The organism is Propionispora vibrioides (assembly GCF_900110485.1).
Classification (GTDB): domain Bacteria; phylum Bacillota; class Negativicutes; order Propionisporales; family Propionisporaceae; genus Propionispora; species Propionispora vibrioides.
In genome coordinates, this window is sequence record NZ_FODY01000003.1 from 235,753 (window position 1) to 256,436 (window position 20,684).

Consider the following 20,684-nt stretch of genomic DNA (forward strand, 5'->3'; position numbering starts at 1 on the left):
AAAATCAATAAGACCGGTAATTCTAAGCTTCTGGTACAAACTGAACCTGTCCGCCGGAAAAAGCGGCGATTCGGGCCAGGGATTCCACACGGAAACCGGCCGCCTTCAACTTGCCGGCCCCCGGCTGGAAGGATTTTTCAATCACAATACCGATTCCCACCACAGCGGCGCCGGCCTGCTGCACAATATTGGCCAAGCCCAGCGCGGCTTCCCCATTGGCAAGAAAATCGTCAATGATCAACACCCGGTCGTTGGCCGCCAGAAACTTCTTATCCACAATAATGTCATTGCTTTCTTTTTTCGTAAAGGAATACACCTTGGTGCAATACAAGTCGTCTGTCGTGACGGCCGACTTTTTCTTACGGGCAAAAACAACCGGTACCTGCATGACCAGACCGGCCATAATCGCCACGGCAATACCGGACGCTTCAATAGTCAGAATCCTGGTGATGGCTTCGCCGGAAAACCGTCGGGCAAACTCCTCACCCATTTTGAACATAAGCTGCGGGTCCAGTTGATGATTTAAAAAGGAATCCACTTTCAGCAGCGAGTCATTGAGCACCAGACCATCTGTCCGAATCCTGTTTTTTAATAATTCCATATAGCCTCCTTATGTCTCGGGGTTAACGAACAAGCATTGCCGGTCCAACGGAAACGGCCCGGTCTAGGTAACCGCTGATTAACTGAACCTGTCGAGAAATTTTTCCGTCTGGCAAGAAAGTAAAGCCGCAGGAATAGCGGTCCCTATTTCAAGGTTTTGCTGACGCAGCCAGGCAGAAAAAGATCCGTCAGGACGCGCAGCGTGAATTAATCATTGGTTACCCAGGTGCGTTGATAGTTGAGGAACAAAGCGCTCTGTTCAATAAAAAAGCCCTGACGGGAGACCTTCGCCGTAATGAAACATGAGCGAAATGTCCCCCGCCAGGGCTTTTATCCCCTTCGGTGTAGTGTTAACCACTGATACCACCCGGTCACAGCCGTGGCGGGAAATAAAAAAATCCCAACCATGTGGAACCTCAGGTACACTTTCACTCGTAGACAGGCAATTTACGGTTGCCGGTAGAAACTTCTGGGCCCTATCCCCAAAATTATACGAGAATATTTACATGTGACTTATTGTAGCAGTCTGCCAGCAGCCTGTCAATTCCTCTCTAGCAAAATTCGTCGAATTTTGCCATCAAAGTTCGGTGTCCTTTTTTACATAAGCGACATAATCACTGTCTTTACGCAATATATGATCGACCAACCAGTTCTTGAGGAACATAAACGTTGGAAAGGAAAGGACCGGCTCACCTCTGGAATATTCTTCAGAAAGCTCGCCCACCCGGGAAATAAACTGATCATGCTCCCGCTTATGCTCCCGGTATGCCGGGTAATGACATTCTTTCAACAATTCCTCTTCCGCCGAAAAATGGTATATAGCGTAATCTCTTAGCTCCCGTAAAATATGGCCTGTCAGTTCCCGCTCCTGTTCCAAATTCTCGCATTCAAAAACCCGCTCATACAGAGTATTGATCAGATCAACCAGTTTTTCGTGATGAGCGTCAATATCAGCAATCTCAAATACCATTTCCTCGTTCCATTCGATAAACGGCATATTTCCCAAACCCCTTTTATTTATCTTATTAACCTAATTTGCTAGGTAAGCACTGATTAAATGAACCTGTCGGCCTGGCGAGAGATTTTTTCGGCTGGCAAGGAAGAAAAACCGTAGGAATAGTGGCCCCTATTTCAAGGTTTTGCTGACGCAAGCAGGCGGAAAAAGATCCGTCAGGATGCGCAGTATGAATTAATCAGTGCTTACCTAAGTTAGCGATTATATTTCTCTGTGCTTTTGCTTTTACCTGCCATTCTCGACAAATAAATTATGAAATATAGAATTCTTTTACCGGTTATGCTTTTTCCGCCTGCAAAAGAACCGTAAATATTGTGCCCTCACCCGGTTTACTGGCTACCTGGAGCTTCCCGCCGTGCATATCCACAATCCACTTGGCTATAGCTAAGCCCAGCCCGGTTCCGCCCGTCTCCCGGCTGCGGGTTTTATCTGCCCGGAAAAACCGGTCAAAGATACGCGGCAAAAGCTCCGGCGCCATGCCAATCCCCGTATCCCGGACCGACAGTAGCACCTGCCTGCCCTCCCGGCGGCAGGCAACAATGACCGTTCCGCCCGGTTGAGTGTATTTAAAGGCATTGTCCAGTAAAATGACCAGTAATTGATGGAGCCGGTCTTTATTGCCCCGCACCCGGATTCCCGGTTTCACTTCGGCCACACAGTCAATTCCCTGGGCTTCCCCAACCGCGGTAAAGAGTTCCAGCACCTCGCCAACAATTTCACTGACCGAAATCACCGTCATCGGCATTTCCGTGTTGGCGTCGGCCCGGGCCAGGGTAAGCAGACTGCTGATCAAGCGGGTCATGCGCATCGCCTCTTTCATGATTGAATAAATGCGACGGCTCTCTTCCTGCACACTATGCTCAGGATGGCGCAAAAGCAGTTCCGCATTGCTGTAAATACCGGTTACCGGCGAGCGCAATTCGTGGGAAGCGTCGGCCACAAACTGCCGCTGCCGCTCCCAGGCATTTTGTACAGGTACCATGACCCGCCGGGCAATAAAATAACTGGCCAGAACAATACAGATGGTCCCGGTAGTGACCCCCAATAAGGAAATCCACAGTAGATTGTTCAGTAATTGCACTTCCGAATCCACAATGCTGACTATAATCACCGACTGCAGCCGAAAGCTCCGGTCTGCGCCATACACCGGATCATAAACATAAGGCCAGCGCATGATCCGGTAGGTGTGCCCCTCATATTCCCGCATCTGCAGTTCGCCGCTCTCCACAGTCGAGGTAATCTCCCTGAGATGTTCCAATTCCCGGGCAGTTCTATAGGGATTTAAATCAATCGTCCGGCCATCGTCTCCTCTTAAAAGCAGCACGATCCGGGGATCGAAAATCGGCTGGCCTACAGCGGCAGGCTCGCCGTTTACCAGACGGAAGGTATTAGCGTGAATCCGCATTGCTTCATCAATATTGTCAAATAACCGGTGAGAAAAGTACCCGTACAGCACCAATATATACATACCGAAAATCAGCAGAAATACCAACGAAATAAATATGGTTAACCGGCGAAGCGTCCGTATAAACATACTCACGGCTCCTTAAGCATGAAACCAACGCCGCGTACCGTCTGAACCAGCCTGTCCTGGCCATAGGGGGCCAGTTTTTTCCGCAAATGGTGAATATAGATATCGACAATCCCCATTCCGGTATCGGAATTCATCCCCCAAATCCGGTCAAACACCTGCTCTCTGGTTAAAATTTGTTCACTGTTTAACAAAAGAAACTCCAATATATCGTATTCCTTGCTGCCCAGACCGAGGCAGGTTTCACCAATACAGGCATCGCGCAGAGCACTGTTTAACACGATGTTGCCGTAGGTCAAACGGTCTTCGGGCATCAAATTTCCCTTCCGGCGCAGTAATGCCTTAAGCCGGGCCAGCAATTCCCTCATCGCAAAGGGTTTTACCACATAATCGTCGGCACCGGCTTCCAGCCCCTGCACACGGTCATCTATACTGTCACGGGCCGTCAACAGCAAAATGGGAACGGTACAGCCTTCACTTCGCAGCGTCCGGACGATCTCCAACCCGCTGATTTCCGGCAGCATAATATCCAATACCAACAGATCATGAATACCCTGTCGGGCGGCATAGAGGCCCTCATCACCGGCTTCCTCGCAGGCAACCTCATACCCTTCTTCCAATAAAATATCGGCTACGGCCTCCCGCAACACCTCGTCATCTTCCACCACCAGAATTCTCATCACAATCCCCCCTTGCCGAAGGCTCATCCAAATTTTCTTTTTATTATTCCCCACGGTGCCGCTAACTTGCAGTTGCATGACCCGGCAGCGGAAAAAGTCCCTTAAGGCCAGCTTTGGAATGCTGTCTTAAGGGACAGATTGGTCTAGGTAACCACTGATTAAATGAACCTGCCGGGCTGGCGAGAGATTTTTTCGCCTGGCAAGGAAGTACAACCGCAGGAATAGCGGCCTCTATTTCAAGGTTTTACTGACACAGGCAGGCGGAAAAAGATCCGTCAGGACGCGCAGCGTGAATTAATCAGCGGTTACCTAGTTCCTTGTCACGGAAACAATGGTCCACGTGGCACTAGATTGCTGCGCGTTGGGCTTATTCTGCGAACCTTTTGGCGCGGCTCCGGCCTGGCGGTTATTGTCTTGCGTCTTATAAGTAGCTTCCAAGTTTACATGGTAACGGTCGCCGTCATGAACCACCTCTACCACCGCGGTTCTTTCCGTTTGGCTGATTGTATTAAAAGCATCTTCTCTGGCATCAAAACCTAGCTTGGCAGCGGCATTTTTCACCACTTCCAGCGGAGTTTTTCCCTGATTGGCAATATGAAGACCGGAACGTTCCAGTTGTTTCGCCTGACTCTTGCTTTTAGCCTGCTGACTGTCCGGCTGGGTACTGTTTTGATAAGTAGTGGGGGTCGTCTTTTCACTGGCCTGGACGGTCGACACCAACGGTGCGGCAAACAGACATACTCCCATGGACGCGCTTAGCAGTCCCCATACTATTTTTTTATGCAAAGATTGTCTCATTCTCATTCCCCTTTTCCTCTATTGCTTACCCAATTGGACAAAACACAATGGGTATGGCCCTAATGATATACATTAAATTTTAATCCTTTCTTAAAAAACGCCTACACTTCACTGTATAGTTCTGCCAATCACCGGCTAAAGAAAAACTGCTGCCCCCAATAGGTGCAGCAGTTTTTAGCTTTTATTCCAATTCTACGGTTACCTGAACATTGGCGCCTACCGTAACTTTTCCGGCCGGAATATTCGGGGCCCCGCTGTCGGCGCTGACCGCTTTAAACATTCTGGTTTCCAGCATGACCGGATTATAAAACACGCCGGACTCATTAATCAAAGTTATGTTCGCCACCCGTTTATGCAACGTCCCGGCAATCACCTCTGCCTTGCGCAGGGCATCCTGAATAGCTTCCTGCAAGGCTTTGTCCTTGCTGCCCGTTTCATCGGCTGTTTCAAAGCGAATGGAGGCTATCTCATTGGCCCCTGCCTGGGTGACCTCATTAATGATAGTTCCTGCCTGTTCAATACCGGTACGAACCTCCATACGCTGTGTCACCTGATAGCCCTTTAAAACCGGTAATTTATCCTTTTCATAATTGTATAACGGATTAATCTGATATGTATCTGTTTTAATCTGTTCGCTGCTGATTCCCTGCTCCCGCAGAGCAGCCAGCACTTTATTCACCTGCCGGACATTGTCGGCTTTTGCCTTTTCTATATTATCCTGAATGGAATTTACCACCAGACTGATCCGGGCCGTATCCGGTGTCACTTCCTGCTGGCTGGTGCCGCTTACCTGAACCACTGTCTTCGTTGCCTCACTGGCGAATGCCGGCACGGCCAGCAATAAACTCGCCGCCAGTACTAAAATCACTTTTTTCAACATATTCTTGCCTCCCTGTTATGTCTAACCGAACCGGTTAGCCTGCATTGTTGTCTTCATAGAATAAAACGACTGCCGCCATAAAAAGTAACGGGTTTTTCCAAATTTATTTTCTATACTTACAGTATTGCGATAAGGCTGCCGGAAAACCGGAGCCTTATTGCCTGTTTTAGGTAACCACTGATTAATTCACACTGTGCGTCCTGACGGATCTTTTTCCGCCTGCCTGCGTCAGCAAAACCTTGAAATAGGGGCGGCTCCTATTTCAAAAAAATTTAATGAAGTATGGCACAAACAGCGCCGTCAGGGAGCGTTTCGGATAGTTTGAAGACACGCCCTAGGGCATAGCTTCCCTGATTACCAGCGAGTCCGCCAACTTTTTCAGTTCCGCCGTTGTTTGCCGTCCTTCCACCATGACTTCATAGCCGTCACGGGTTACGGTGACCCGGTTCACCTTGTCTTTGGCCGCCGAAACGCCGGACTGCCGGCTTGCCGCCCCTGCCGCATCAGTCACCGACAAGGCGCCGGGCAACCGCTGGATCACGCGGATTTCCCCCCGGCCATTCATTTTATAAACTTGCTCAACCAGCTTCCGGTCAGGAGCAACAGTGACCGACTGAGCCGTACGACCAGGCAAAACCAGCAGGTGGGTGATTGTCTGCTCAGCGCCGCTCTTCTCTTCGCCGGCCGGAACGGCCAGTCTCGCTTTAGCCATTAGGCGAGTCTCCTGCTGCGGTTTCTCTGCCGCTACATCCGCCGCGCTCATGGCCAGTTGTCCGCTTTTTTCTTCCTCTTTAGCTTCCCCTGCCACCTCGTTCAGCTTATTCAACACTGTATCAGGCAAAAGAGCGGCAGCTATTTGCGTTTTTGATCCCCTGTCCGGTTGCATAGCCGGCGCCTTTTCCTGGGCCGTCGGCTCACCGCCAGGGACCGTCCGGTCCGGTTCGCCGGCAGCCTTGTCCGTCAGCGCCGGTGGCGGTGTCACTTGTGCTTCCAGATGCTCAGCCGGTGGCAAATTGTTATTTTGCTGGAACAGGGTTAGCTGTACGCCAACTGCCAGTACCACCGCTGCTGCACTGCCGGCCAGCACGGTATACAACCGGTGCCGGCGACGCTGTTCCCGCTTTGTTTTCAATTCCGCCGACAGGCGATCAGCCATGCCGGCGATCAGTGAATGAGGAATTTCATCACCGCTACAGTCATGTTTCATCATATCCGCCACCGCCAAAAATCCGGCCACCTCCGGGTCTACAACCGCCCTGGGGCCTTCTATCGTCAAGTTATCAATTTCCTGCGAAAGCACTTCCGCCTGTTGTCGTTCCTCTTCTGTTGGCATAATCAAGCTTCACCTCATTTCACCATGCCGGTTTCCAGGCATAAACTACGTAAATTCTTCAACGCGCGCTGCTGCAGCATTTTTATTGCCGCTTCGGTCTTATTCATCAGGACGGCTGTGTCGTGAACCGATATGCCCAGCAGCACCCTCAACCGGATGGCTTGCCGTTGTTCCTCAGGAAGATTTTTTAACAGCCCGGTTACCCGTTCCTGCCCTTCCCGCCGCAGTATATATTCTTCCGGCTTCTCCCCACTATCCCGCAGGGTCTCCTGGTACTCCTCCAGTCCGACTACCTGCGGTGCCCGTCCGTTCTTCCGCCAGAAGTCGGTAACCAAATTAAGCGCGATTTTTCCCAGATAACTTTTAAAGGAAACTCCCATCGATTTATAACCGGGCAACGCCCGGAACGCTTTCATAAATGTGTCCTGGGTCAGTTCCTTGGCGTCTTCCGGGTTGGCCAGCCGGCTGTATATCAGCCGGTAAACCGGCTGCCAGTATTCGGTCATCAAGGCGTTGAGTGCTTCCCGGTCTCCCGTCTGCGCCTTGGCCAGCAAAATATGTTCGTCTATCACCGCCGAAACCGCCGCCCCCTTTCCAGCTTAAAGAAAACTTATCCGCTATTACTGATAACGCTATCTACCGTATAAAAGTAACGGCCGGAAATTTACTGTCTCATAGCCCGGCTCTCTACACTAATTTTAACAGAATATGAACAAGTTAACAGCAAAACTAATCTATCCGCCACGGTCTGATCGGAAAAGGGACTGAAACCGGACTTATTACTTATTATGCTCGCTCCGGCACTGCTGAATGTCCGTGCCCCGGCTAGCCTGAATCCACCAGCTTCAAACCTGAACAAAGGGACTGTCCCACTAAGAATGTCTTCTGCCATATATCAGGAATATACGGCAGAATTCTCCTTAATGCTCCAGTCCCTTTTGCTTAAGGAACCGCTGATTTAATGAGCCTGCCAGCTTGGCGAGAGATTTTTTCGGCTGGCAAGGAAGTAAAACCGCAGGAATAGCGGTCCCTATTTCAAGGTTTGTGGCTGACGCAGCCAGGCGGAAAAAGATCCGTCAGGCTGCGCTGTGTGAATAAATCAGCGGTTCCTTAAATACTATTCAAATTTCAGACTTATATCCGCCGCCCTGACCGAATGGGTCAAGGCACCGCTGGATATGACATCCACACCGGCCCCGGCCAGTGCCGCAACGCGCTCTTCCGTGATATTCCCGGATACTTCAATAAGAGCACTGCCATCAATTAAGGCTACCGCCTGCTTCACCGTATCCAAATCCATATTATCCAGCATAATCACATCGGCAGCCGCCGTCAGCGCTTCTTTCACCTGCTCCAGGCACTCCACTTCCACCTCTATTTTTATGAACGGTGATATCCGCCGGCGGACAGCCTGCACGGCAGGTAAAATTCCTCCGGCCGCCTTGCTGTGATTGTCCTTAATCATCACCATCGCATCCAGGGCATAGCGATGATTTTTTCCGCCGCCCACGGTAACCGCGTATTTTTCCAGCATCCGCAAACCCGGTGTGGTTTTTCTTGTATCGACAATCACGGTGCCGGTCCCGCTGCAAAGCCGCACATAGTCTTTCGTAGCCGTGGCAATTCCCGTCAAATGCTGCAAAAAATTTAATGCCACCCGTTCACCGGCAAGCAGCGCCCGGGTAGGTCCCCGCAAACTGGCCAACACCGTCCCGGGCGCTGCGGAATCGCCTTCCCGGCAGTTCCAGACTAGTTCAATCCGGTTGTCCAATTGTTGAAAAACCTTCCGGAAAACTTCCGTTCCGGCCAATATTAAGGGTTGTTTAGCGATTAAACGGCCTGTCGATTGGTGACCCTCGCTAAAAATTGCCTCACCGGTTAGATCGCCGGCACCAATATCCTCCAGCAAAGCCTGTTTAATAATCTGTTCCAATGCGATTGGATTCATTGCATTCTTACCTTTCTTCCCCATAGCTGTTCACTATGTTTTTTAAACCGGCTGTCATTGGTTGCCGGGAAATCGGCCCGGTAATGTCCGCCCCGGCTTTCCTGCCGCACAAAAGCCGCCTCGAGCAACAGCTCCGCCACCAAAGCAGCATTTTCCCGGCAACAGTCGGCCTGCTGCCAGACTTGCTCCCCTGTTTCCCTGCAGGAATAAAGCCATTCCGCAAGCCGGGCCAATTTTTCTCCCTGCCGGATGACACCGGCTGCCTGGTCCAGCCTGGCACGTAACAGATCCGTGTCAATGCCCCGATGATACACCGGAAGACCGGTGCCCGACAAGTCGGGTTTTCCCGGCGGCAGGTGGCAGTTATCGTTGATGCAGGCGGCCACCCGGCGGCCGAAAACCACGCCTTCCAGGAGGGAATTACTGGCCAGCCGGTTAGCGCCATGCACCCCGGTTGCCGCCGACTCACCGCAGGAATACAGCGAAGGTATGCTGGTCTGCCCCCAGGCATCGGTTTTTATGCCGCCAATGGTATAATGAGCGGTCGGCTGTACGGGGATGACATCACGCTCCAGACAGTAGCCGTGCGCTGCCAGCTCGCCATAAATTGAACGGAAATGTTCGGTTAGCTGCCCGCTAGGTAAAGCGCGGGCGTCCAGGTAGATAACCGGCGCTTGCTGGCGCTTCATCTCAGCCAGCATGGCTCTGGATACCTCGTCTCGCGGTGCCAGCTCGCCATCTTCGTGATAGCGCGGCATGAAGCGCTCGCCTGACGTATTGCGCAGCACCGCCCCTTCACCCCGCAGTGCCTCACTTAGCAAAAACACCTTGCCTGACGGCAGGATTACCGCCGTAGGATGAAACTGGACAAATTCCATATCGGCAATGACCGCCCCGGCCCGGTAAGCGGCGGCTATCCCGTCACCGCTCGCCGTGGCGGCATTGGTTGAACGGGCAAAAATTCCGCTGTAGCCGCCCGCAGCCACAACCACAGCGGATGCCCGTAATTGCAGCACCGCTTGTTCGGTTTGGATCAGACAGCCACAGCAGGTGCCCTGTGCATCGGTCAGTAAATCAACTAGAAACGCGTTATTGAAAAAATCCATCTGTGGGCAGTCGGCCGCCTGGTTCATCAATGCTTCGGCAATATGACGTCCGGTATAATCATGATAATGGGCCACTCGGTTCCGGCTGTGGCCGCCTTCTCTGGTCAGTTGCAGGCCCTGCCCGTCACAGCAAAAGTCAGTGCCGGCAGCCTGCAGAAATTGCAGTGCCGCCATCGCTTCCCGTGTGAGATGCTCCACATTCTCCTGTACGCAAAGCCCTTTGCCCACCCGTAATGTGTCGGCGGCGTGACGGGCGGCACTGTCATCGCTGCCGGCAGCGACCGCCATGCCACCCTGCGCTTTATAGGTGCTGCTTTCAGTCAGCGCGTTTTTACTGATCAAAGCCACCCGCAGCCGTTTATCCAATGATAAGGCGGTGCTCAGTCCGGCAATTCCTGTGCCGATAATAATCACATCATAAGTAAAACAGTCGGCCGTCTTAGCTATCGCCAAAGCGCCGCAGCTATACCCTCTTGTCGCCATTTCAAACCATCTCCAACATTTTTCGTAAAGTCCGGGTTGCCTGCTTCGCCGTCCGCTCATCCAGTTTCATGCTGTATTGGTCATCCAGCAGCGCCTGGTAAATACTCTGCAAACGGGTCTTTTTCATATTAGGACAGTACAGGCCGGCATGGAGCAGAAAAAATTCCTTATCCGGCCGGCTCGTCTTTAACTGGCACAATACACCGGCTTCCGTACCGATCAGATAAGTTTTGTCGGCGGAATTCTCCGCATAATGAATGATCTCCGAAGTACTGCCGGCAAAATCAGCCAGTGCCACAACCTCAGGCGAACATTCGGGATGCACGAGAATCTTTGCCTCAGGATGTCGCTGGCGGGCTTTCAAAACATCATCGGGTTTGACTTTGGCATGGGTAACACAACTCCCTTGCCACAAAATGAGTTTTTTGTCAGGCACCTGTTTAGCCACATAGTCGCCCAAATGGCCATCGGGAATAAAAATCACCTGTCGGTCAGGCAATGAGCGGATAATACGCACCGCATTGGACGAAGTACAGCAAATATCGCTCTCCGCTTTTACTTCCGCAGAAGAGTTTATGTAGCAAACCACAGGCACGCCGGGATAAAGCCGTTTCAACTCCCGTACGTCTTCGGCCGTAATCGTATCGGCCAGCGGACAGCCGGCATCCGCCTCGGGCAGCAGCACCGTTTTATCCGGTGAAAGCAGCTTGGCCGTTTCCGCCATGAAATAGACGCCGCAAAATACAATCACATCACAAGCCAGTGTAGCAGCCTGGCGACTCAGATAGAAAGAATCCCCAACATAATCAGCTATTGCCTGTACCTCGTCGATTTGGTAATTATGGGCAAGAATCACAGCATTTCTTTGCTGCTTGAGCCTTCTAATCTCCTGTGTTAACTCTGTCAAAGCCTTCTTCCTCTCTCCCTCAACGGTATTTGATTCACGTTCATTGTAACGCCGGACAAAGATAGTGTCAATACACCTGTCTTTACATCACATCCATAAAAAAAGAATGGCTATTTATCTCAGGTAACGCTCTTAGAGATAAACAACCATTCCTTCCGGCTTGGTTCAGCCAAATTCATGTTTCAGTCCTTCTATCAGCCCCAATTGGTCCAGCTCTACTCGCCTGCCTGACCGCAAATCCTGACGCAATCCGTTTAACATAGCATCTACACTTTGCAGCAGCCTGAGGTTTTCCCGCTCCTTCGCACTGGTGTCCAATACATCGCGAATCCCGCCATTACCTGTTACAATCCGCTTATCACCCAATAAAGCCAAAAACGGGTCATGCGTTGCCATCAGCACAATTTTCTGCTGCGTAACCAGCAACCCCAAAGCTTGCCGGCGGTCAATCCCGGCGTTTTCAATTTCATCAATCAGCACAATGGGGGACCTGCTCAAAAAAGCCGTATCGGCAATCATCAGCGCCCGAGACTGTCCGCCACTTAACGCAGTAACCGGTGTAGCGGCGGCAAACGCTTCCCCCGCCAGCCGGTTGGCTTCCTCTACAATGATCCTAGTTATGCCGGCCACATCTTCCCTCATCCGACTCCCGGCATGCATAGCAATAAACTCTTCCACCGTTAAATCCATAATGAAGTTCATATTTTGCGACAGTTGCGCCACCAATTTCTGTTCGACAGAAAAACGTATTGCCCCAGGCGGAGGCTGCCCATTAATTAAAATGCGTCGCCCCGTAGGCGTATCCCCCTGGGCCAGCCATTCGATATCGGCCAATAGACGGCTCTTGCCTGAACCGGTAGGTCCGACAATACAAATAATTTCACCTGGCCGGATGGTTAGGCAGCAGTTCTCCGGCACACCGCTTTTGTCCCAGCCACCAACGATGGTGATTGACCGGACCTCTTCCACCGGAGGCTCTGTGAGCTGCTGCATAAAAGCCAGATATTCCGCTAACTGCCGGGGCAGATCTTCCCGTCCACCCCCCCGGCCGGCTAAAAGCTCGTCATCCAGCATGGAAAAAAAATCTGCAACTGGCAGTGTTTCTTGTGCTTCATATTCGCCAAAGGCCTCAAAAAAGTCCCGGGCATAGGGATACCGGACAAACAATTCCCCTAACGTCATACCGGTTATCAACACATTCATCATTCATGCCCTCCCCTCGCGTTTGACACCGGCTAACATTACCAGACCATCTTCCGCACATTACCCATTTGATAATTGTCGCCGATTTGGGTTTGGCCCAAACAATAAGAGCAGGTTGCTGCCGGCAGGGAAAAACGCAAACGGCAGCCGGACAACGTATCCCTGTCTTCCGCTTTATTCCAAAACGTACCGGCCTCATAAGCGCCCTGCCCGGTTAAACCGTTTACAGGCAAAATCACCGCTCCCGGATTAACCTGCCTAACCCGGAAAGCAAAAACCTCCCGTTCTGCCTGGGAAACAATGTCACCCTTGGTGACGATGATCATATCCGCAAGCTTTAACATGGGGCCGACCTTCTGTGGCGTATGAATGCCGCTGAGATTATCAATGATACAAACCGCCGTAACGCCCCGGATATGAGGAGCACATCGGTTGCATAACCCGGCGCTTTCACTGATTAAAAACTCAAAACCCTGTCCTTGCCCCCAGGTGAAAGCATCTTCCATATTGATTGCAAAAAAGTGATCGGGACAAAGGTTGCCCGATAACCCGATTTTTACGGGTATGTTCTTTTTATCATATAACTCCTTATCCTGGGTGGAAAGGCAGTCAAATTTAATGACCCCCACCGTTTTACCGGCGGCCTGGAGAGCGCCGGCCACCTTGATAATGACCGATGTCTTGCCGGCCGCCGGCGGACCTGCCACAGTAATCAGCTTCATCGTTTACCGCCCTCCCGTTCCCCGGCTTGGCGGGACCGGAGGAAATCGGTATTCAACCGGTCTATCAGGGTTTCTATGTCGTGCTTCTTAACAAAATCCCAGCCAAGCCATTTTAGACGTCCGCCCGGCGGAACGGCCCAATCGCCTTCCGGATGCACGGCGGGAAACGAGGCAGCGGCACAAATACGGGCAACCCGGGGGCCTGTGAGAAATTCGGTCAGCTCCTGCAACTCTTTCATTTTTTCCCGCTTAACCAAAACAAGAATAGGATAGGCTAAAGCCCCCTCCTCCGGCCAGACAAGTTCCAGATGAGGATTGTCTGCCAGCGTCCGGGCAAAAAAGTAGGGCATAACATGAACCGGCGGAACCTTTGCCGATCGGCTCGTTAACGCTTTTACCATTTCGGCAGGATGGAGACCGTAGCGGACGGCTGCCGCCAGCTTGGCAAGGCCCTCCGGTCCGTAATCCTTATAATAATTCAATTGAACAATATCGCAGAAAGTTTCCCGGTGCCCCCTTATGACGACTTTACCGGCATATTCCGGCTTAAGCAGATCACCCCAACGCTTCGGGACCGGGGTCTGCCCCAGTCGCCTGCGGTCTGCTACCATAACGAGCGCATTGGCCGCAATGACAGAAAAGTGCCCGTCAGGATCGACCAGTTCCGACCCGGTTATTCGCATATTAACCGCCTGATTGGGCACGGCAGTAAAAATTCCCGTTTCAACAAAACGTTCAACGAAGCTTCGCAGCAAAAAATGAAACCCCGTAAGCAAAATAATATCAGGCAATTCGTCCGGTTCGGTAAAAAATTTAACATAATCCAGAAACTTAATAGAATGGTCGGCATTTGATTCAATGCAAACCTGTAAGGGGTTCCCCCGATTTGCCTCCATCCGTTCTATGACTTCCGTTAATTCGGTTTCTATCGGCACTTTAAGCGGGCACGGCAACAGCGCCAGCAAATGCAGCCGCTCACAAAGTCTGTTTGGGCTTATCTTCCCCGACTGGCCGGCTCTCCCGACAACATCCTGCAGTAGGGAAAGAAACCAACTTTCCTGTATCCGCTTTGCCTGCAAGGCTGTCCTGAGTTTTAGCAAAGAACCCCACTGTCGCAATACCCTGTCTTCGGCAAAAGGAGCAAATCCATTCTGAATAAATATCTCCCGGGTCGCCGGATAGGCCGATACAATATCATAAATTGTGGAATCAAGTAAGTTATTTCGCACCAAGACCACCTCCAGCCTCTCAATTATAGGAGTATATGAAAAAAGTCAACCGACAAAGAACATCATCTTTGTTGATTGACTCTACATTGTCATAGGTATTTAATTTACCCTCATACTACTATAAATTTAATATTGCGTCAATAAGGTCCACGAAGATTCTGTTTGTTGGAAATTCCCTGCTTACAATATCCCAGCTCAGCCTGTGCCGGGCAAATTACTCTTCAAAGGACATTCTGTCCGAGAAAAATGGCAGAACTTCCTGAATAAGTCTGTCGTTTGTTTGTCCATGATGATTGCCCTCAAAAGATATAAGCTTATGCTTGATACCCTTTTTGGTCAATTCCTCCGAAAAAGCTTGGCAACCTTCCGGAATCCAGGCAAATTCATCTTGACTTCCATATTCTATGGTTATATCTTTTAATTTCTTTAAATTAGTTTCGTAGCTGTCCACCTTATCTGCGATCTCACCAAATCCGGCGTTCCAGGCTTTCCAGGCTCCATCCCGCGAATAATTGCTGTTTTGCAGCGAGTTAACCGAAACCTTTTTTATATACGGAGCATCCCCTTCCGGGTCCGGCGCAAAAGCCGAACCATAAGCAAACGAAAAATTCTTCGGCCATCGCAAATCGTTCATTTCCTTGATATATTCTGCACGAGCTTCCTGCTTTGATTTACCTGCGTAGGAATTGGCAACGGAAAAATCCAAGTTAGTTTTACCGATACCCTCTGCAGCAAACAAGCCCAGACTCATACTATATACATAGCCAAAGATCTCCGGGTGATGCATAGCAATAGAAATCGCCCCAAAACCTCCCATGGAATGACCGGCAATGCCCCGGGAACCGGCTTGCTTAATTGTCCTGAAATTTTCATCCATATAGGTAACAACGTCTTGTACAACAAAGTCTTCCCAGTTACCGGTAACCGGAGAATTAACATAAAAGCTGCCTTTTAGTTTGTTCCGTCCATTCACGGTCACAACAATCATTTCATTAATTTTTTTATTTGCGATCAATTGGCTCATCCCGCGGGTAACAACATGGCCGTAATTAACAAAACTATCATCATACCCGGGTAAAAAATATACTACTGGATAGTTTTTTTTAGTTTCTTCATAGGATTTGGGAAGAAAAACAGTAATTTCCTGCTGTAAGCTTTCATCAATCATATTGTTTTTTAACGAAGGTGCATCGATCTTTTTGGTAAGTAACTGTCCCTGTGTTGCACTGACAGGATTGGCATCCGGTGTATCCATAAGACTGCCCATAATTAAAATGACTGCAACCACTACTATGAATAATCCTGAGACTTTTTTGAAATCCATGAAAATTCCTCCTTCAGATAATCCGGTTTTTCCTTAACTACACCCATTACCTGTAACACCGAAAGAGAATGACAGATTTTCTACCATCAGTCACTTTTTCAAACGTATGGCTGCTTTTTCCTTTCTCATCCCCCTCTTATGATTCAGCAATCCGACTGCCGGATACCCAATAATTTCCTTACCAATATTTTCATTATAAAAGCTGGAACCGAAATCTTCAATCAAAGATATAGGTAAAAAGCCTATGATGAAGAAAATACATTGCTAGGTGGAAAAAAAGAGCAATTTTAAGGCCATATCCCTCAAAATTGCTCCCTTTATGAACATTAATCGGAACTTCTCTAGAAGAAAGCTCTTAAAAGACATGTAGCTTTCCCGGCATAACGCATGCAGCGTATCAACTCAGCGCAAATCCCTGACTCTAATATCCTTAATTTGTTGGCCAAGACTGGATATAGGTTCAATAACTAACTGCAAATTTCCATTTTTCATATTTACCGCCAATTCAGGATAGGCCTTCTGCAAAGCGGCTTGTACCAAAATTTCATCAGGCTGTCCTTCCACCTGTACCGTCAGTTGATCAACAAGACCCGCTTTTTCTACCCTTACCAATATGCGTCCGGTAGTTTTAGGAACTTTACCGACAGCATCGGCGATAACCCGGCCATAGAGGTTCATATCCCCGGCTACAATCATATCGTCGGTTCGTCCCCCGATATGGACGGCCCTTAACGGCAGCCAGCACGGGCAGGTAGCCCAGCTCCCCCGGTCGCCCGACCGGTAGCGGATAAAGGGCATTCCGTCCCGCCGCAACGTGGTAAATACCAGTTCGCCTTCCTGAGCCGGCTGTCCTGTGGCAGGATCAATAATTTCTGTTACCAGATGCAAATCGTTAATATGAAAAGCCTGACAGCCCGGCAAAGAAATGGTTTGAGCGCTGCCAATCTCGGTGGAGCCGTAAATATCAAACACGGCCGCCCCCCAGTATTCCTGAAAAAAAGCCTTATGCTCCGCCGTCAGCCGTTCCCCGACGAGAGCAATTTTACCGACCGGTATGCGGTACCCCAATTGCTGCGCTTCCCGGGTAACGGCAGTCATATAAGAAGGAGAGGAAAAAATCATATCCGGTGAAAAACGCTTCAGCCAGGTCACCGTCTCAGCAGGATTGTCGGCTCCCACCATCAGCGGCAGTCCACCCGCCCGCTCTACGGCACGCTGCACGCTGGCCCCGCCGATCCAAAGCCCATGCCCGATTGGCAAAGCAATCAGCGCCACCAGTCTGCCGCTGTGGACCATCCGGATGGTCATGCCGTACAAGTTGGATAAGGCCTGCATTTCCCGGAAGGTATAATAGACCCGCTTCGGCTCCCCCGTTGTACCGGAGGTGGTAAAAACAGCCGAAAGCCGGTCCTCCGGCACACAAAGAAAATCCCGCCATTGCCGGATATCCGCTGCCGTCGTAAAGGGAAGCTGCGCTAAATCAGTGACTGTCCGTATGGTTTCCGCCTTAATGGCATATTCTTTAAATAAGCGCCGGTAAAAGGGCGACCGCTCCTGCACATATCGCAGGGTATGGCGCAGCCGCAATTCCTGGACCGCATCAATAAAGCCGGGCCTGAGTCCCTGCTCCACCGTATGTTTAAAAAAAGCCCCGGCCCGTTTGACCGCCGCCGGCCGGCAATTTTGATCCTCGAAACGGCGCAGCGTTCTGTCAATCACTTCAGCAATCATCAGTTTCTCTCCTGTAGTCCCCGTTTGATTTCCTCTATAGTTATATCCCCTCCGCCTCTCCTTATACGCGGCGAGGGCTGTTACCATACCGGTCTGCAGGAATCCTTTTGCAGAGTCTTTAGGAGGCACACCTTATGCATTCCCTACTGTTCCTAAAATGCATGCTCAGCGGCTTCTTACTGGCCGCCCCCATCGGTCCCGTCAACCTGATCTGCCTGAAACGGACGCTCAGCGAAGGCCGTCTGAGCGGACTGGCTGCCGGACTGGGCGCCGCCCTGGCCGATGCGCTCTTTGCCTACATCGCGGCGGCCGGCCTTCACGTGTTTACCGATTTCATCCTCCGCCATGTCTCATTGCTGCGCTGGGTTGGCGGGCTGTTGATCATCTATTTGGGCTACCGGACTTTCCAGAGTGCGGCGCCCTGCCGCGAAGAAGTCCGTCCTTCCCCCCACAGCCTACTGCGCCTGGCGGGCAAAGTCTTTGTCCTGACCTTAACCAACCCCTTTACCATTTTTGCCTTTTTAGCCGTCTTTTCGACTCTCGGCATCGCCGGTAGAATCACCAGTCTGACAGCAACCGTCCTGGCCGCGCTGGCCGTCTTTACCGGCTCGGCGCTATGGTGGCTCACGCTGACAGGTTTGGCCGCTTGCTTCCGCAACCGGATAACAGACAAGGTCATTGTCAAAATCAACCGGCTGTCAGGAGTGCTCATCGTGCTGCTTGGCATCGTTTCCATCCTGGAGCTGTAACGCCCCTTGCACCGCCTGCTCCGGCAACAGGGTATTATTGTTTTGTTGCGCCAATCCCTGATATTTCCTTGGCGAAAGACCGTACACCTTTTTAAAGGACCGGGTAAAGTTGGAATAATCGCTAAAACCGCTTTCCAGGCAAGCCAGCATGACCGGGTTGCCCTCCCGGATCAGCCGGCCGGCACTGATCAGCCGTTTCTGCAGGACATAGCTGTGCACACTGTAGCCGGTGTGCTGCTTAAATTTGCGCATAAAGTGATATTTGCTCAAGAAAAACTCTGCCGCCAGCTTTTCAACAGACAAATCCTCGGCCAGATGCTCGTCGATATGGCGCAGTACCTCACCGATACTTTCATCCTGCTGAACGCCGGCCGGCGTAGTGCCGTCCTGCCGCAACAACATCAGCCTGTTGATATGTACCAGCAACTGCAGGAGCAGTGCATTGCGCAAAATGGCGTCGCCAAACTGCCTGTCGGCACAGGTCGCGTCGATCTGGCCCACCAGGCCCTTAATCACCGGCAGCATATCCTGGGTCATTCGCAACACATGGTTTTTGTTCTGTTGCGCCAGGCTGAAGCAGGTCAGCAAATCATCACCAGCCACACCGCCGCTTTGCAAAAAAGACGGTTTAAGCCACAGCACCATGCGCCGGTATGGCAAGGCAGGGTCAATGACCGGGTTGTGAACGCTGTCCTGATGGACCAGCACCACATCCCAGGGCTTTAGCGGATAGGCAACCCCTTCCACACAATAGGTGACTTTCCCTGACAAAAAGATAATTACTTTATGAAAATCATGATAGTGCGATTCAATCTGCAGCTTTTTGCTGTCCGATAAATTAAAAAAGCTGACCTCCTGCAAAAGGTAACCCCGTTTTGCCGGAGAAAACTGAGTTTCACTGTCCATGCTAGCTCGCTCACCGCTCTCTATCAGTATTTCCCTTACTATTCGCCATAGCAGTATTTACCACCTTTCCCGCAGGTTATGCAATGTTTTTACCACACACTGTTGCTATACTAAAGCTAGCAATAACAAGCTTGAGGGAATCAACCGTTCCCAACCCGCGCAATCCCGGAGACGACCAACCTCCGGGACAGCTTGTTATTAACGGCATTTGTCTGATTACCGCAGGGGGTTCCGGCTCATAAGGCGCAGGCAGCTCCCAGCCAGGAGGAATGGTTCATGACTGTTGATTTTTATAAATACCACGCACTAGGCAACGACTATATTATCCTCGACCCGAATAAAACCGCTCTGCCCTTAACCGCAGAGACCATTCGTCTCTTATGCCACCGTCATTTCGGCATCGGTTCGGACGGCATTCTGTACGGGCCGTTCTTTCAGGAAGACGGCATTCATTTGCGGATACTCAATCCCGACGGCAGTGAAGCCGAGAAAAGCGGCAACGGCATCCGGATGTTTGCCCGTTATCTCTTCGATGCCGGTTATCTAAAAGACAGTTCCTTCGACCTCTTTACGCCCGGCGGCAAGGTCGGTGTTGAAATTCTTGATGCCCGCGCCAGCCTGATCAAAGTAAATATGGGCACCGCCACTTTTAGCAGTACGGCTATACCGGTGGCTGGCCCGGACCGCGAAGTGGTCGCCGAACCGCTCAGCGTTTTAGGCTGCTCCTACGCCATTACCTGCCTTTCTGTAGGCAATCCGCATTGTGTGATTCCGCTGCCCGACATCTCGCGGGAACTGGCCGAACAGCTCGGACCGGTTATCGAAAACCATCCGCTGTTCCCCCACCGAATTAACCTGCAGCTCTTAAAAGTACTTGACCGCAGCACCATTCAGATTGAAATCTGGGAGCGGGGCGCCGGCTATACGCTGGCCTCGGGCAGCAGCAGTTGCGCCGCCGCCAGCGCCGCCTACCGGCTGGGCCTGATCGACCGGAACGTCACCGTCATCATGCCCGGCGGTACTCTTCGCATCGCCCTCACCATCACCGGCGACATTTATATGACCGGCCCTGTCACTGCCGTTTATCAGGGGACCTTGTCTGAAACTCTACTGTCCCGCTCATAACCGGCTTAAGCAGCCATTTCCCACGTCGGAACTTCAACGCTCTGTCAACTATTTTCAACCGTTGGAGAAGAAGCCGGCAAAGACCCTTGAACCGGAGCAGGAAAAATGGACATTGAAAGAAAAAGCCTCCAGTCGTAGGATAGAATTACGACTGGAGGTTTTGTCATGTCAGGGAAAAAAGGGATGTCACGGTATGGCCAGGAGATGAAAGAGATAGTAGTCCAGGGGTATCGTAGAGGGATTAGCATACGCGAATTAAGCAGACAATATGGAATCAGTCGATATGCCATCCAAAGCTGGTGCGGTCTGCGCAAGGAGGTGGAACTTCGCCATGCGGCGCCGCTACCCAAGGGACGACCTACAGAAAAGTCGAAAACGCAGGAACAAACCATAAAACGTCTGCAAATGGAAAAT

At 51.0% G+C, this 20,684-nt stretch carries 20 protein-coding genes and 1 riboswitch; of the genes, 3 read left to right on the forward strand and 17 right to left on the reverse strand.

Features of this window, described 5'->3' with window-relative positions:
• Window positions 1-22: 22 nt before the first annotated feature.
• From BMW43_RS04450 to BMW43_RS04530, 16 genes are all read right to left on the reverse strand, one after another.
• The gene (locus tag BMW43_RS04450) at window positions 23-601 is read right to left on the reverse strand and encodes a xanthine phosphoribosyltransferase (protein ID WP_091744199.1); all 579 of its coding nucleotides are present in this window, start codon (window positions 599-601) and stop codon (window positions 23-25) included.
• 414 nt (window positions 602-1,015) lie between these two features.
• A riboswitch (purine riboswitch) is annotated at window positions 1,016-1,116 on the reverse strand.
• 61 nt (window positions 1,117-1,177) lie between these two features.
• A complete protein-coding gene (locus BMW43_RS04455; protein ID WP_091744200.1) occupies window positions 1,178-1,597 on the reverse strand; it encodes a bacteriohemerythrin in 420 nt (139 codons plus the stop codon).
• Window positions 1,598-1,892: 295 nt separating this feature from the next.
• Complete coding sequence (locus tag BMW43_RS04460) at window positions 1,893-3,149, reverse strand: sensor histidine kinase (protein WP_091744201.1); 1,257 nt, start codon at window positions 3,147-3,149, stop codon at window positions 1,893-1,895.
• A gap of 2 nt (window positions 3,150-3,151) precedes the next feature.
• Complete coding sequence (locus BMW43_RS04465; RefSeq protein ID WP_091744202.1) at window positions 3,152-3,826, reverse strand: response regulator; 675 nt, start codon at window positions 3,824-3,826, stop codon at window positions 3,152-3,154.
• 309 nt (window positions 3,827-4,135) lie between these two features.
• Window positions 4,136-4,624, reverse strand: coding sequence for a hypothetical protein (locus BMW43_RS04470; RefSeq protein ID WP_091744203.1), 489 nt, complete (start codon window positions 4,622-4,624; stop codon window positions 4,136-4,138).
• Between the two features lie 181 nt (window positions 4,625-4,805).
• The gene (locus tag BMW43_RS04475) at window positions 4,806-5,504 is read right to left on the reverse strand and encodes an SIMPL domain-containing protein (RefSeq protein ID WP_091744204.1); all 699 of its coding nucleotides are present in this window, start codon (window positions 5,502-5,504) and stop codon (window positions 4,806-4,808) included.
• 334 nt (window positions 5,505-5,838) lie between these two features.
• Window positions 5,839-6,837 (reverse strand): hypothetical protein, encoded by a 999-nt coding sequence (locus BMW43_RS04480; protein ID WP_143050562.1) that lies wholly within the window; start codon window positions 6,835-6,837, stop codon window positions 5,839-5,841.
• Window positions 6,838-6,851: 14 nt separating this feature from the next.
• Window positions 6,852-7,409: an RNA polymerase sigma factor gene (locus tag BMW43_RS04485; RefSeq protein WP_091744206.1), complete on the reverse strand. Its 558-nt coding sequence runs from the start codon at window positions 7,407-7,409 to the stop codon at window positions 6,852-6,854.
• A gap of 545 nt (window positions 7,410-7,954) precedes the next feature.
• A complete protein-coding gene (gene nadC / locus BMW43_RS04495; RefSeq protein ID WP_091744208.1) occupies window positions 7,955-8,785 on the reverse strand; it encodes a carboxylating nicotinate-nucleotide diphosphorylase in 831 nt (276 codons plus the stop codon).
• The gene (nadB, locus tag BMW43_RS04500; RefSeq protein WP_177173458.1) at window positions 8,782-10,374 is read right to left on the reverse strand and encodes an L-aspartate oxidase; all 1,593 of its coding nucleotides are present in this window, start codon (window positions 10,372-10,374) and stop codon (window positions 8,782-8,784) included. Before nadB ends, nadC begins: the two co-directional genes overlap by 4 nt.
• A gap of 1 nt (window position 10,375) precedes the next feature.
• Window positions 10,376-11,281 (reverse strand): quinolinate synthase NadA, encoded by a 906-nt coding sequence (gene nadA / locus BMW43_RS04505; RefSeq protein WP_245732220.1) that lies wholly within the window; start codon window positions 11,279-11,281, stop codon window positions 10,376-10,378.
• 165 nt (window positions 11,282-11,446) lie between these two features.
• Window positions 11,447-12,487 (reverse strand): ATP-binding cassette domain-containing protein, encoded by a 1,041-nt coding sequence (locus tag BMW43_RS04510; protein WP_245732221.1) that lies wholly within the window; start codon window positions 12,485-12,487, stop codon window positions 11,447-11,449.
• Between the two features lie 35 nt (window positions 12,488-12,522).
• Window positions 12,523-13,206, reverse strand: coding sequence for a GTP-binding protein (locus tag BMW43_RS04515; protein WP_091744211.1), 684 nt, complete (start codon window positions 13,204-13,206; stop codon window positions 12,523-12,525).
• Window positions 13,203-14,435 (reverse strand): ABC transporter substrate-binding protein, encoded by a 1,233-nt coding sequence (locus BMW43_RS04520; protein WP_091744212.1) that lies wholly within the window; start codon window positions 14,433-14,435, stop codon window positions 13,203-13,205. The genes BMW43_RS04515 and BMW43_RS04520 overlap by 4 nt, the downstream gene beginning before the upstream one ends.
• A 214-nt stretch (window positions 14,436-14,649) precedes the next feature.
• The gene (locus BMW43_RS04525) at window positions 14,650-15,759 is read right to left on the reverse strand and encodes an alpha/beta hydrolase (RefSeq protein ID WP_091744213.1); all 1,110 of its coding nucleotides are present in this window, start codon (window positions 15,757-15,759) and stop codon (window positions 14,650-14,652) included.
• A 402-nt stretch (window positions 15,760-16,161) separates the two neighbouring features.
• Window positions 16,162-17,490, reverse strand: a complete 1,329-nt coding sequence (locus tag BMW43_RS04530) for a phenylacetate--CoA ligase family protein (RefSeq protein WP_177173459.1) — start codon at window positions 17,488-17,490, stop codon at window positions 16,162-16,164.
• A gap of 134 nt (window positions 17,491-17,624) precedes the next feature.
• On the opposite strand from BMW43_RS04530, the gene BMW43_RS04535 reads away from it, so the two are divergent.
• The gene (locus BMW43_RS04535; protein WP_091744217.1) at window positions 17,625-18,239 is read left to right on the forward strand and encodes a LysE family translocator; all 615 of its coding nucleotides are present in this window, start codon (window positions 17,625-17,627) and stop codon (window positions 18,237-18,239) included.
• Here BMW43_RS04535 and BMW43_RS04540 read toward each other — a convergent pair.
• A complete protein-coding gene (locus tag BMW43_RS04540) occupies window positions 18,189-19,145 on the reverse strand; it encodes an AraC family transcriptional regulator (protein ID WP_091744219.1) in 957 nt (318 codons plus the stop codon). The genes BMW43_RS04535 and BMW43_RS04540 overlap by 51 nt on opposite strands.
• A 276-nt stretch (window positions 19,146-19,421) precedes the next feature.
• On the opposite strand from BMW43_RS04540, the gene dapF reads away from it, so the two are divergent.
• Both dapF and BMW43_RS04550 read left to right on the forward strand, forming a co-directional pair.
• On the forward strand, window positions 19,422-20,270 hold the full coding sequence (gene dapF / locus BMW43_RS04545; protein WP_091744221.1) for a diaminopimelate epimerase: 849 nt from the start codon (window positions 19,422-19,424) through the stop codon (window positions 20,268-20,270).
• A 165-nt stretch (window positions 20,271-20,435) separates the two neighbouring features.
• Window positions 20,436-20,684, forward strand: a 249-nt coding sequence (locus BMW43_RS04550) for a hypothetical protein (RefSeq protein ID WP_143050564.1), incomplete at its 3' end; no start/stop codon positions are given.